Source organism: Winogradskyella costae (assembly GCF_013403865.1).
Lineage (GTDB): Bacteria > Bacteroidota > Bacteroidia > Flavobacteriales > Flavobacteriaceae > Winogradskyella > Winogradskyella costae.
In genome coordinates, this window is sequence record NZ_JABFDK010000001.1 from 700,057 (window position 1) to 715,012 (window position 14,956).

Annotated in this window: 8 protein-coding genes; all 8 read right to left on the reverse strand. The window is 35.4% G+C overall.

What is annotated here, in order from left to right; all coding sequences use genetic code 11:
• Positions 1–7: 7 nt before the first annotated feature.
• On the reverse strand, positions 8–1,570 hold the full coding sequence (locus HM986_RS02990; protein WP_179333588.1) for a protein adenylyltransferase SelO: 1,563 nt from the start codon (positions 1,568–1,570) through the stop codon (positions 8–10).
• Positions 1,571–1,826: 256 nt separating this feature from the next.
• On the reverse strand, positions 1,827–3,947 hold the full coding sequence (locus tag HM986_RS02995) for a glycoside hydrolase family 97 protein (RefSeq protein WP_179333589.1): 2,121 nt from the start codon (positions 3,945–3,947) through the stop codon (positions 1,827–1,829).
• Positions 3,948–4,229: 282 nt separating this feature from the next.
• The gene (locus HM986_RS03000; protein ID WP_179333590.1) at positions 4,230–5,906 is read right to left on the reverse strand and encodes an alpha-amylase family glycosyl hydrolase; all 1,677 of its coding nucleotides are present in this window, start codon (positions 5,904–5,906) and stop codon (positions 4,230–4,232) included.
• Positions 5,907–6,014: 108 nt separating this feature from the next.
• Positions 6,015–7,847: an alpha-amylase family glycosyl hydrolase gene (locus tag HM986_RS03005; RefSeq protein ID WP_394354220.1), complete on the reverse strand. Its 1,833-nt coding sequence runs from the start codon at positions 7,845–7,847 to the stop codon at positions 6,015–6,017.
• 52 nt (positions 7,848–7,899) lie between these two features.
• Positions 7,900–10,287: a TIM-barrel domain-containing protein gene (locus HM986_RS03010; protein ID WP_179333592.1), complete on the reverse strand. Its 2,388-nt coding sequence runs from the start codon at positions 10,285–10,287 to the stop codon at positions 7,900–7,902.
• Between the two features lie 271 nt (positions 10,288–10,558).
• The gene (locus tag HM986_RS03015) at positions 10,559–12,865 is read right to left on the reverse strand and encodes a glycoside hydrolase family 65 protein (protein ID WP_179333593.1); all 2,307 of its coding nucleotides are present in this window, start codon (positions 12,863–12,865) and stop codon (positions 10,559–10,561) included.
• A 45-nt stretch (positions 12,866–12,910) separates the two neighbouring features.
• The gene (gene pgmB / locus HM986_RS03020) at positions 12,911–13,567 is read right to left on the reverse strand and encodes a beta-phosphoglucomutase (RefSeq protein ID WP_179333594.1); all 657 of its coding nucleotides are present in this window, start codon (positions 13,565–13,567) and stop codon (positions 12,911–12,913) included.
• 4 nt (positions 13,568–13,571) lie between these two features.
• Positions 13,572–14,930: an MFS transporter gene (locus HM986_RS03025; protein ID WP_179333595.1), complete on the reverse strand. Its 1,359-nt coding sequence runs from the start codon at positions 14,928–14,930 to the stop codon at positions 13,572–13,574.
• Positions 14,931–14,956 lie beyond the last annotated feature (26 nt).

The following is a 14,956-nucleotide window of genomic DNA, read 5'->3' on the forward strand; positions in this document are numbered from 1 at the left end:
TTAAAAATTAAGAGCTGCAACTCAACATAGAGCAACCTACTTTATGTCGTGCCCACTCTGGGCGTTTGGCAAACCACTTCTCGTGCTCTGGCTGCTCATCGTAAGGTTTTTTAAGTAGTTTAAATAATTCATCTACCAAACCATAATCACCCTCATCCGCTTTATCGATAGCTAACTGCGCCATATAATTTCTAAGCACATATTTTGGGTTTACAGCATTCATCTTTTGTTGACGTTCTGAATCTGTAATTGCATCCTTCTGCAATCTTTGGTCGTAAGCTTTGAACCAAACTTTCCATTGCATTAAATTATCTTCGGTTAATTCTTCAGGTTTATAGAATGCGTTTTCTATGATTTCTATACCATTGTCTCGATTATCTTTCTTGTAGTTCGCTAATAATCGGAATGCTATCGTCATATCGGTTTCAGACAACAATAAACAATCTTCAAAATCTTGTATCAATTTGGCATCGTCCTCAAGTTCTACTTGCAACCCTAATTTAGAGCGCATCATTTGAAGTGATTGCTTTTCAAAATCAACTTGATACTGATTCAGAATAGCTTCTATAGGTTCGGCTTCTTCAATTAACGGATATAAGGCATTGGCGAGTTGTAACAAATTCCAAAGTCCAATATTGGGCTGATTACCAAAACGGTAACGTTTGTTCTGTTTGTCTGTGGTGTTTGGTGTCCAGCCAAAATCAAAATCTTCTAGCCATCCATAAGGCCCATAATCTATAGTTAAACCAAGAATAGACATGTTATCGGTATTCATCACTCCATGAACAAAACCAACGCGTTGCCAGTGGATAATCATATCTAAAGTGCGTTGTGTCACGGCTTCAAAAAATTTGATATAGGTTTCTTTTGAAGGTTTACCCAATTCTGGATAAAAGTATTTTATAGTATAGTCGGTTAGTTTTTTGAGGTTTTTAATATCATTACGTGCTGCAAACAATTCAAAATTACCAAAGCGAATAAAAGTCGGTGCAACTCTAGCGACGATAGCTCCTTTTTCGTAATCGGCATTACCGTTATAAAGCACATCGCGTAAGACATCATCACCAGACAACATTAAACTCAGTGCTCTTGTAGTAGGCACACCCAAATGATACATAGCCTCGCTACATAAATACTCGCGAATGGACGATCTTAAAACCGCCAATCCATCACCTTGTCTTGAATAAGGTGTTTCACCAGACCCTTTTAGTTGAATGGCCCAACGTTTATTGTCTTGCTCAACTTCGAATAAATTAATCGCTCTTCCATCGCCTAACTGTCCTGCCCAATTGCCAAACTGATGACCCGCATAGGCCATAGCATAAGGTTTTGTTTTTGAGTAAATTTTAGAGCCCGAAAAAACCTCTAAAAAGTCTTTTGAATTGATATCTTCTTCCTCTAAACCAATGGCATTAGCCATCTCTATTGAAGCATGAATTAATTTAGGCTGTGATGGCACTTTAGGATTTACATAAGAATGCGTGGCTTCAGATACTTGCCGCCTGTTATTTTCGGTATTAGCATCTGATGGTAACTCTTTACTAAATGTATCCTTTATGTGTAACTTCATCTATCTAATTTAGCATTTGAGTGACTTAAATATGGTAAGTAATTTTAGCATTGCAATAAACCATTTAATATTACAATTGTTTATAAAAATACGATTTCATATTAACTCAAATGACAAATCAACCGATTAAGCCTTGTAAATTATAGTTAAAATTTTAAAATTACTTTAAAATCATTAAGTAAAAAAACAATACTGATAGAATTAGTTACGCTCTATAAAGATTAAATATTTAATGAAATTTAGATTTTTATTTTAGCTATTTCTTAATAAGGCTAATAGCAAAACCACCACCTTCGGCTAGTTTTACGCTTAATGTCGAACCCTTTTTAACTTCAATTTTTTCAATAGAAATATCTAACGGATTGTTATCCCAATGCGCCTTGTCTCCATCTTTATAGATAATCACTTCATAATCTTGATTGTCATCTAAGAAGTCAAAAACAACATCAATATTTCTAGAATTTTCATCCGTTATACCACCAACAAACCAATTCCCAGTCTCTCTTTCTTTTCTAGCAATGGTGACATAATCTCCAACTTCACCATTTAAAACCTTGGTAGTTTCCCAGTCTACTCCAACATCTTTAATAAACTGCAACGGTTCTGGGTTAGCTTCGTAATGCTCTACCAAATCTGCAGCCATTTGCACCGGACTGTAAATAACCACATACAATGCTAATTGCTGCGCAATGGTTGTATTCACTTGATTGTCCTTTTTGTATTCATCAAATTTTATATTAAAAATACCAGGAGTAAAATCAATTGGTCCAGACAGCATTCTTGTAAAAGCTACAATTGGTAGATGCTCTGGTGGGTTACCTCCATCTGTTGCCCACGCGTTAAACTCTTGCCCTCTTAACCCTTCTCTCGAAATTGTATTAGGATACGTACGTCTTAATCCTGTAGCTTTAATAGGTTCGTGAGCATTAATAGCCACTTCATATTTCGCGGCTTTCTCAACGGTATTATTATAATGATTCACCATATATTGACCATGGTGATACTCCCCTTTAGGCAAAATTTTACCAACATAACCTGTTTTAACGGTATGCATACCATATTTCTGCATTAAAGCAAAAGCCGTATCTTGTTGTTTGGTGTAAGTTTCTGTTGCTGCAGACGTTTCATGGTGCATGATAATATCTACGCCTTTTTCCTTTCCGTAACGAACGACTTCATCAATATCGTAATCTGGATATGTGGTTACAAAATCGAAAACACCTTCGCGGTCTTCAAAACCAATCCAATGTTCCCAGCCGGTATTCCAGCCTTCCACTAAAACGCCACCTATATTATTTTTAGCTGAAAAATCAATAAATCGTTTTACATTTTCGGTATTTGCTCCATGAGTTCCATTAGATGTTCCACCATCTGTCCATGTACTCATATCTTGAGTCATTCCGTAATCCCAAGACGATTTCCCTAAGTGCATTTCCCACCAAACACCTGTATATTTCATCGGTTTAAACCAAGACACATCACCTAGTTTGTTCGGCTCGTTTAGATTAACAATAAGCTTAGATTCAATTAAATCTGGGGCATTATCTGCAATTTGAATGGTTCTCCAAGGTGTATTGAAAGGCATGGTTCGTTTCACTTTGTAATCCGTGTTTTCTGAACCTACTAAATTACTTTTCAGGTTTAAATTTTCAGTATCAACTTTTAAGGTCATTCCAGAATAATCTACTAAAGCAGCTTCATGAAAACTTAAATGTGTTCCATCACTTCCCACCATAGTAACCGGTGTATTTACAGCATTTTCAGGAATATAAGTTTGTGCTAAATTTTTATGATTTGCAAATTGCAAAGCATCAATTTCAGACAATTTTGTTGTATTGTATAAATGTTCATAGATATCCCAATCTCCAGGAATCCAAAAGGTTTTATAGTCTTCTTTCAGGTTGAATTCAGTATGCTCTTCCGTTATGAAAACCTCTCCTTTTAATCGTGCTTGTTGTGGGAATTCGTATCTAAATCCAATACCATCATCATAAGCTTTAAACACGATATTTAAAAAACGTTCTGGACTTGTTTTTTCTTGAAGCTCAATCTTTAGTTCATTATAATGGTTAACCACATCTAATTGTTCTCCCCAAGGCATTTGCCAAGTTTCGTTAAACGTTGATGTGCTAGTGTTTTTAATAATAAAGTTCTTATTAAAAGCTGGAACATCTTTAAATTCAAAACCTAAATAAGAGGTATCAACCACCGTTTTATTATTGAACTGAACCGTGTAAAAAGGTCGTCCTTCATTATTAATATTAAAATCGACCATCACTTTTTCGTCTGGTGAACTGATTTGTGTGGTTTGTTTCTTTTCTGAATTGCATGAGACTAATGCTAATGCCATTGCTAAAATTGAAATGTAGATTTTCATGTATATATATTTTTGGTCCTATTAGATTTTGCGATGACTAGTTGTAGTCGAAGTCGAATAGGTTAATTTCAGTTTATTTATTTTGCCTATCTATGCTATGAGACATGCTAGGTCTTAATTTCTTCAATTTATGTTTAGTTTACACCCGTAAAGTCCCCTCAAGGGTACAGTCTTCCTATTCATCTGAGTGCATTGTCCCCTTGAAGGGACTTTACGGGTATTCTTTCTACTTTCAAGTCCTGCTGGTTTACAAAACCTGCCAGGTCAGTGTCTGTAATTAATTTATTCCTTCTCTAATAAAACAACTTCAAAATCGGAATTTATAGTTACAGTTCCATTTTCTACAGTAGCTGTTTCTCCAGAATAAGCATCACGCAGCATTACTCTCTCTTGAAAAACTTTAGAAACATCGATTACTTTTTTACCTTTTTCAAGATCTAAACCTATAATGACTTTATCCTTATAATTTCCTTTTTGGTAATTTCTATAGAAGTAATATGGCTGTTCTGTAATCATTTGATGTTTACCAGCACCTACGGCAGGATGATTAGCTCTAAATTTACCTAATTTTTGCCAATGCGTCAAGACTTCTTTTGTTCTTTTTTGTTTAGTAATAGAATCCCAGTTCATCATTGAACGCAAGGTCGCATCACCTTCCGTCCCGGATACAACAAGAGAACGCGACGATTCATCACCATAATAAACTTGCGACGTTCCTGGTGACAACAATAATTTATTAGCGGTTTCAAAAGGCTTTTTTCTCTGAGCATCAAAAGGTTGACCATCATCGTGCGAACTTAAATAATTCACGGTTCCGAATCCTTTTAATTCAGCATGTAAAATGGCATTGTAATGCGTGAATAAATCTTCATAACCTTTGTCTTTTGAATTGTATTTGAACTCAAAATTTATCAAACTCTGAAAACTTGGTGGATTAAAATAATTCACTTTTCTGTCCCCAAAATTAAATTCCTGACCTGTACTTGCGCCATAATTATAAACTTCACCAAGCAGATAAAAATTGTTATCATCTAACACTTGTTCAGGATTATTCTTTTTGTATTCGGCAAAGGCAAAATCACATTCCACCTTAAATTCCTGCCAAACATATTCTTCTACATGTTTTACCGTATCTACTCTGTAACCATCGACTCCAAATTCTGTGATGTAATCCGTTAGCCATTTCATGATGTAAAAACGAGGAGCTCTTGGATGTCCAGTACGTTCAAAAAATGCATCGAGTTCCTTCAATTCTTGTTCGTAGCGACCCTCTGCTTTCCACTTTTCTACTAATTGTGGTGGTAAGTCTACATTGTCATTACTTTCCGTTCTAATATCTGGAAGGTTAGCAACTAAGGTACAACTTACTGTATTTTCATAATTATCGTAAGAACATTGTTTATCTGTTCTCACCCATTCTTCTGGCCAAACTGGATCTTTTTCTGTTACTGGTCCAGTATGATTAATCACAGCATCTAATACAATTCTAATTCCTTTAGCATGTGCTTCTTTTACCAAATCATGTAAATCTTCTTTAGTTCCAAAGTTGGGATCAATCGCTGTCCAGTCTTTGGTCCAATAGCCATGAAAACCATAAGTTACTCCTGTGCCTTCATTTGTGCCTCCGTGGATTTGCTCGACAATTGGTGTCATCCAAATAGCGTTAATTCCTAAATCGGTAAAATACCCTTCTTTAATTTTTTGCGTAACACCCTTGATGTCTCCTCCTTTAAACCCTCTGAGTTTAGCCGTTTCTTTAGTTCTGTCAAAATTAATATCGTTTGAAGGGTCAGCATTATTGAAACGATCTGTTAATAAGAAATAGAGATTTGCTCCTTCCCAAACAAATGGTGTTTCTATAATTTCTGACGTTTCTATTGCGGCAGTTTGTTTTTCGGCGTCCTTATTTTTGCAACTCAAAGTGATAAGAATTATGGTAAATAAAAATAGTTTTTTCATCTTTTGTGCCCATGAAAATGGGTATCTTTTTTATTAGACTTTTGCTTTGAGACCTGTCAGGTTTTAAAAACCTGACAGGTCTAGACTCTAGTTTTTTTTGACGCGACTTTAGTTAATTTTTAAAATAAACGACTCTAAAGGTTTGATATCAATTCTCACTTCAGCCTTACCGTTTTCAACTTTTAATGTTGAAGTATAAGCGTTATACAATTGGTCTTTTACGTCGTATTCACCATCTTGAAGTCCTAATTTCTGAACCAAATCTTCTGGTAATTGCAATTCGAAGCCATAGGTGTTTTCTGCATTGAAATTTGAAATAATAATCAACTTCTCGTCGTCACTCCAACGTACAAATGACAATACTTTATCATTATACCATTCCGTATGTTGATGGTTGTAATGTTGAATATCTTGATAGTCGCCCATTAAAGCCGAACTATTAATGGTAAAATTCAACAGTCGTTTATAAAAATCACGAAGTTCTTTTTCTGCTTCTGTGGATTGCCCACCATCGAACTTTTTATCATTGACCCAACGCACCTGACTAGGCACTGAACCATAATCAAAAATTGACGTTCTCGTTGGATCTCCAAAGCCTAAATCTTCAGCGCCTGGTTCTCCGAATTCTTGACCAAAATAAATCATTGTTGGTGCTGTGGATGATGTTGCCGAAACCACCATGGCAGGTTTTCCTTTTTCAGCGCTTCCTGCAAAATCTGGACTGGCAATACGTTGCTCATCATGATTTTCTAAAAAGTGAAGCATGTTGTGCTCAATATCTCGTAAATCATCTAAAATTGGCGGCACATTGTCCGTACTTCCATTCCCTTGCATCACATGTTTTAAGGTGTCGTATAACTGAACTTTATCATATAAATAGTCCATTTTCCCTTTTCGGATGTAATCTCTATATAAACTTGGATTGTAAACTTCCGCTAATAAAAAGGCATCTGGATTTTCCATTTTTATAGCTGAATTCATGTAACTCCAAAATTCAACTGGCACCATTTCTGCCATATCATAACGGAATCCATCCACGCCTTTTGCGGTCCAATACAAAGCTATCTCCTTGAATTTTATCCAAGAACTTGGAACTGTTTTACCTTTCCAAAACTCGAAATGCTTTTTATAATCCTCATTGTCGAAACCATCTGGTAACTCGTCAAAATCTTTTCTACCCTCTGGTGATACACCATAATTCACTTTTACCGTTTCGTACCAATCATTCATGTCTGGTTGTGATGCTCGTGAACCGTTGCCTGTCCATTTTGCAGGAATTTCTTCAAACTTACTATCTGCTAATGGCTGCTGTTCCCCACCTAAAGGTTGGTAACCGTTTTTCAACTCTGGTACTTTAAAGGCTTCACCCGGATTGTAATAGAAATTATTATTAACGTCGTAGGTTTTTGTTTTATCATCGTCTGCTCCAAAATCAGTTGTCCCTTCAGGATTGGTTAAACTTTGATAATTACGAGCTACGTGATTAGGAACGATATCAATAATAACTTTTAAGTCTGCGTTGTGAGACCGTTTAATTAAGGCTTCAAATTCTTCTAATCGGTTGTCTACATTTACAGCTAAATCTGGATTCACATTATAATAATCCTTTACAGCATATGGTGAACCAGCACGACCTTTTACGATATCTGGATCGTCGTTAGAAATGCCAAATTCGATATAATCTGTAATGACATCGTGATGCGGCACACCAGTATACCAAATATGTGTGACACCCAAATCTTTAATTTCTTTTAAGGCTTTATCCGTAAAATCATTAAATTTCCCAACCCCATTTTCTTCTAAAGTTCCCCAAGGTTTGTTGGTAGTATTGGTATTGCCAAATAGACGTGTAAAAACTTGATAGACGACTTCTTTTTTCTTCATTTCTGATTTAATTTCTTCTGACTTAGGCAACTCTTTCACTTCGTTTTTACAACCCATAAATACAGTAAAACCTAAAACAATTAAGATAAGATATTTTATATGCATTGCATTATTTTTTTAGTTTGATTTTGACGGTTTTCATATTATTTATAGCAAACCATTTTATAGGTATTGTTAAGATATTCTTTTCTGAATCCCAATTAACTGGTTCTTTATCATTGCTCACCCTAATACTTTTTGGCCTTTTAGCGACATTGTGAATCACTAGCTTAATTGATTTTAGATAATCAAAATCTACTTTTGACATCATCTTAAATTCAAAATTTAGAACGTTGCGCTTACCTTTTGCTCTATAATTAATAATTTCATATGTTTTATTTAAGTTCTTGTTTCCTCTATCATTATAGAATTCACGATTGCTTTTAGGAATGGAAGCATCATAATAATAGTGTAATTCATAATTCACTGAATCATATTCATTTGTACTTTGAGTCACTTTGGTAAGTGGAACAAAGCTTCCGGCTCGCACATATGTCGGAATAGAATTTTCTTTGAGTGGAACCGTTTTTGTTTGTCCACCTTCCATCTTTTCATCCGTATAAAAATCGAACCATACATTATCCTTTGGAAAATAAACCTCCTGCTCTTTTTTACCAGCTTCCAAAACAGGTGATACCAAAATATCATTTCCCCATAAATAAGTTTTTGAGTAATTGAATAATTCAGGGTTATCAGATTCTTCAAAAAATAATGGGCGCATTAAAGGTTTCCCGAATTGGTTATTTTCATAAACCAAATTGTAATTATAAGGCAATAATTTATAGCGTAGTTCGATGGCTTCTTTTGCTAATGCTTTTGCTTTCTCGTTTCTAAATACAGGCTCACTTGGAACATCTTCTTGAGCATGTGGTCTAAAAATAGGATTAAACACTCCGTATTGCAGCCAACGCACATACAATTCATCATCTAAATTAGCGCCTGCAAATCCGCCTAAATCGGAATGCATATAGGCTAATCCTTGCATTCCCATTTGTAGGGCAATTTCTGGTTGAGACTGTAAACCTCCCCAAGTTCTATTCACATCTCCAGACCATGGAATCATACCATAGCGTTGTGAACCAGAATATCCAGCACGCATTAAAATGAAGGGTCTTGTATTTGGGAAATCACGTTGATAACCTTCATGGATTAATCGTGCCCAGTCGTGACCGTAAATATTATGAACCTCATCTGCAGAACCTGTATGATGTTGTACCCAACTTGGGTGCACTTCGGGTTCTCCTAAATCCCCCCAAATACCTGCAACTCCCATATTGGCGATGCCTTTATAAATGTTCCAGAACCACTTTTCGCCTTCAGGTTTGTAAATATCTATGAGTCCGGTGTTGCCAAAATAGAAATCGTATTTGGCCGGATTCCCGATAGAATCTTTAGCCAAAACATCTTTTTCTACGGCTTCATCCCATTTTTTAGACGTGGTTAAAACAAACGGTTCAGTAATCGTAATGGTTTTAACCCCTTTATTATTCAGACGTTTTACCATGCCTTCAAAATCGGGAAAGGAATCTCTAAACACTTCCAAATTTCCCATAGTGCCTTTTAAGTCTTTCCCGAACCAATATAAATCGAGAATAATAGCATCCACAGGAATTTCTTCTTCTTTAAATTTAGCGATGGTCATTTCGACTTCTTCTTGCGAGTGGTAGCCAAAACGACTTGAGAAATTACCCAACGCCCAACGTGGTAACATGGGTTGTTTCCCTGTTAAGTCGGTGTAATTATTAGTAATGTCGTACCAAGAATCTCCAACAATCACTTGGTAAGTTTTTCTGCCAGAAATGGTTTCATACTTCAACGTATTATCTCCTTTGCTATCCAAATCTAAAAAGCCGATAGGGGCGTTATCAAAATGGATCATGTATTTATTAGACGACAACACAATTGGTAAGGTAAAGTTCATTAATTCACTATGGGTTTCGTAACCGTAATGTGCTCTGTTATAGAGCTGCAGTCGATGTCCACGACGGTTCATACCCAAAGCTCTTGCGCCTCCTCCATAAAGTACCTCGTCTTTGGTAAGGTTGAATTCTATAGTTTCTAAACTGTCGTTTTTAACGTAACCTGCTTTTTCAGACGTGATGAGCTTGTCTTTGTAGTAGTAGGAAATTTGAAATGGGGTTTTGGTGATGGTAATGTTCACACCAGAAGTTTTCACTTGAATATCTTGAACACTTTCTATTACCTCGTAATTTGAATATTTTGGTTTTTTGACTACTGCATGCGAAATAGTGTCATAAGGGTTTTTATCCCATTTAGGTCGAAAAATTGTTTCCACAATTTCTGAACTATAAAATCTAAAAATATAAATACCGTCATTTACCATAACAACAAAATTGTTGTCTTGTTTTGCTGTTTCAATAAATTGTCTTTCTACATTTTGAGCCGTAATTGAAACCGTAAAAAATAGACTTAGGATTAAGAAAATATATGTTTTCATATTTAGCTTTTATACCTACAAGGTTTTGGAAACCTTACCGGATAATTTCAGTTGGGATATTTAGACCTATAAGGTTTTAAAAACCTGCAAGGTCTTTTTATTTCATATGCTGTATAAAAATTATACATGCAAGGTTATGTACTTCGTTTCTATATAAAATCAAATTCCTTGATATCTGTCTAATATCTTGTTTAAATCCAATACCTGCAAGGTTAGAAACCTTGCAGGATATCGGTATAACTATATTTTAAACCTGCTAGATCTTATTTAATTAAACCGTTACTAAATTATTAGCACTAATAGTAATTACTTTTCCATTAACAAGAATATCTAAATCAGCATCGCCTTCTAATTCAAATTGCGTTTCGCTCTGGTTAACAGCGACTTTAATAATCTGATGTCTAAAATTTACCTTAAACGAATAGCCTTTCCATTGATTAGGAATTTTCGGTTCAAATGATAATGTGTCATTTTTAATTCGCATGCCACCAAAACCTTCAACGATACTCATCCAAGTACCAGCCATAGACGTAATGTGTAGACCTTCGTGAACTTCGTGATTATAATCATCTAAATCTAAACGCGATGTTCTTAAATAGAATGTATACGCCTGATCCATGCGATCTAACTTCGCAGCTTGAATACTATGTACACAAGGTGATAATGAACTTTCGTGAACTGTAAATGGTTCATAAAAATCGAAATGACGCTCTAATTCTTCTGTTGTAAACTGATCTTCGAAAAAATACATCCCTTGTAGCAAATCTGCTTGTTTAATATAAGGTGAGCGTAAAATTCTGTCCCAAGACCACTTTTGATTAATTGGGCGTTGTGAAGCATCTAAATCAGCGACGGTGATTAGTTCCTTATCTAAAAAACCATCTTGTTGAAGATAGATATCATGTTCTTCCGAATATGGAAAATACATATTGTCTGCTACTTTTTTCCAAAGTGCTAATTCTTCGTGTGTAATTTTTGTTTTACCTGAAATTCTTTCAAAATCAACACTATGACCTTCTTTTACTTTTTCAATCGTTTCCAAGGTATAATCAATACACCATTTCGCAATGTAGTTAGTATACCAATTGTTGTTGATATTGTTTTCGTATTCGTTAGGTCCCGTAACACCAAGAATCATATATTTATTCATGTTGGTAGAGAAATTGGCTCTTTGATGCCAAAAACGCGCAATCCCGATTAAAACTTCAAGTCCCATTTCTGGAATGTAACTAAAATCGCCAGTGTATCTGTAGTAGTTAAATATAGCAAAAGCAATTGCTCCATTTCTGTGTATCTCTTCAAAGGTAATTTCCCATTCGTTATGGCATTCTTCGCCATTCATAGTGACCATTGGGTATAATGCCGCTCCATTAGTAAAACCTAATTTTTCAGCATTTTCAATTGCTTTTGGCAAATGATTATATCGGTATGCTAATAATTTCCTAGCCACACTTTGATCTTTTGTAGCCATATAAAATGGAATACAATAAGCTTCGGTATCCCAATAGGTGCTTCCGCCATATTTTTCACCAGTAAATCCTTTTGGACCAATGTTTAATGTAGCATCAGTACCAAGATACGTTTGGTTTAGGTGGAAAATATTAAAACGAATACCTTGTTGTGCTTTTACATCTCCTTCGATAGTAATATCTGCCATGTCCCAAATTTGAGCCCATGCCTGCTTTTGATTGTCTAAGAGTTTTGAAAAACCAGCCGTTTTTGCTTTATTTAAAGTGGTTTTTGCAGCAGCAACTAATTCATTTTTATCATGATTTCGATCTACGGTATAACCACCAAATTTATGGATAGAAAATGTATCTCCTTTAGTTACCTTTTGTGTATATGAAAATGCAATAGTCGTAGCAGTTTCTTCTTTTTCTGAAGCTATTTCTACTCGATTTCCATTATGAAATAATTGCGATTCCATAAACGTACAGGTATAAAACTCAGTTTTCATAGTTTTAGCTTCGATAAGTGCTTTTTCACCATCTTGAGATACTTTTACGGTATCCCAAAACTTATCGTCCCAATTGGTATCTTCATTTGTAATACCTGAATCTATATACGGCTCGAAAGTAATTTCGGCATCCGAATTTAAAGCTGTGATATTAAAATTAATCGCTCCAACTTCATCCAAATCCAGACTTAAAAACCGTTTGGTTTTAACCTCAACTTCAATATCATTTTGAAGCGTCGCCACAAAACTACGTGATAACCAACCTTCTTTCATGTTGAGTTCTCTTCGGAAGTCTTTCACGTTTTTACAAGCAAATAAATCGAGTTGCTCGTTATTAATAGTAACGTTTATACCTATCCAACTTGGCGCATTCAATACTTTAGCAAAATATTCTGGATACCCATTTTTCCACCACCCGACTCTAGTTTTGTCTGGATAATAAACGCCAGCAATATAGCTACCTTGAAAAGTTGGTCCTGAATATTTTTCTTCAAAATTGGCACGTTGTCCCATGGCACCATTTCCGATGCTGAACAAACTTTCTGATGCCTTAACCTGATTTGGGTCGAATCCTTCTTCTAAAATTGACCAGTTGTTTGGGATGATATAATCTAGGTTCATTATTATAATTGTTTAATAATCTCTAATTGAGACGTTTGATTTTGATTAATTTTCGATTAGAGATTTTATAAAATCGTCTGAGATTTCAGTGAAATCATTAAATACGTATGTGGCATGTCCTAAGACTTCTTTACTCCCGATTCCTATTGAAATCATATTTGCAGCATTAGCAGCAGAAACACCCGCGACTGAATCTTCAAAAACGATACAATCTTCTGGTGTTACATTAATTTCCTTTGCGGCAATTAAAAATACTTCAGGATCTGGTTTTGCTTTCGTAACATCGTTTCCATCAACAATGGCATCAAAACTCGATTTTAGATCAACGCGTTCTAAAATTGTTCTCGCATTTTTACTTGCGGAACCTAATGAAATCGGTTGCTGTTTTTGTTTTAAAAAGTTTAAAACCCTTGGGACATCTGGTAAGATTTCGTTTATATCCATTTCTGCAATAAAACTCAAATACTCTTCGTTCTTTTTGCCCATGAGTTCGTTAAACAAGTCTTGAGAAATAGTTTTGTTTCCCCAAGCCAATATTTTTTCTAGAGAGCGTACACGGCTAACCCCTTTTAACTGTTCGTTTTCTTCTTCTGTAAAATCGATATCTAAGCCTTTAGCCAGTCTTTGCCATGCTAAAAAGTGATATTTTGCGGTATCTACAATAACACCATCGAGATCGAATATGAATCCTTTTTTCTTCATTTATTTATTTTTGAATAACGTCATCGACGTCTTTAACTTTTGACACTAATGCTGCTGCGATTAAAAAACTAACACCACTCATCATTAAAGCAAATATGGCTTGATTTCCATAAGCATACTTAACTAGTGGTCCTCCAATTAAGGCATTAATTATTTGAGGGATTACAATGAAGAAATTAAAAATCCCCATATAAACCCCCATTTTTTTAGGTGAAATAGAACCGGCTAAAATAGCATAGGGCATCGCAAGAATACTTGCCCAAGCAATTCCGATACCTATCATTGAAACAATAAGCCAATTTTTATCTGGCATAATATAAATTGATAGTAATCCTAACCCACCAATAACTAAGGATATGGCATGTGTACGTTTCCTTCCAATCTTTTTAGCTATGTATGGAAGTGCAAAAGCGTAAAATGCAGAAATAAGGTTATATACTCCGAAAAGAATACCAATCCAATCTCCCGCATCTTGGTATGTTGAACTACTACTATCCGTAAATGGCAAACCATAAATGTGTTGCGCAATTGCTGGTGTTGCAAATACCCACATACCGAAAAGACCAAACCAAGAAAAGAATTGCACCCAGCTTAATTGGCGCATGGTAGTTGGCATTTTTCTGAAATCATCGAAAATATCGAAAAGACTCGATTTTTCGTCTTCACCTATTAATACAGTGCCAGAACTTTCATGTTGTTCTTCAAAGTTATTTAATTCTTTTGGTGAATACTCTTTTGTGGTTACTACTGTAACTAAAATAGAAATAATTAATATAGCTGCTCCAATAATAAAAGACCAAACTAAATTTATTGGCACTACACCTGCAACGGTTTCATTTGATACACCGAACCAATTGGTTAATATATATGGCAACCAAGACCCAATAACGGCTCCAAAACCGATTAAAGCTGTTTGAATACTAAAACCTGCCGTACGCTGATCTGTTCTTAAGTTATCACCAACTAAAGCCCTAAAAGGCTCCATGGCAATATTAAAAGAAGCATCCATAATCATTAGCATTCCTGCACCAACCCAAAGCGCTGGTAAAAATGCAATAAACATGTCTGCTTGTGGCATCAACACCAGACCGATAGATGATAAAATAGCACCTACAAGAAAATAAGGTTTTCTTCGTCCTAATTTACCCCAAGTTTTATCGCTGTAATATCCAACTATTGGCTGAACAATTAGCCCCATTAAGGGTGCAATGATCCAGAACCATGATAGTTCGTGAACATCCGCTCCAAAAATTTGAAGAATTCTACTTGCGTTGGCATTTTGAAGGGCGAAACCCATCTGTATTCCTAGAAATCCAAAACTCATGTTCCAGATTTGCCAGAAACTCATTCTACGCTTTTCCATTAAATAGTATGTTAAATTAATACTAT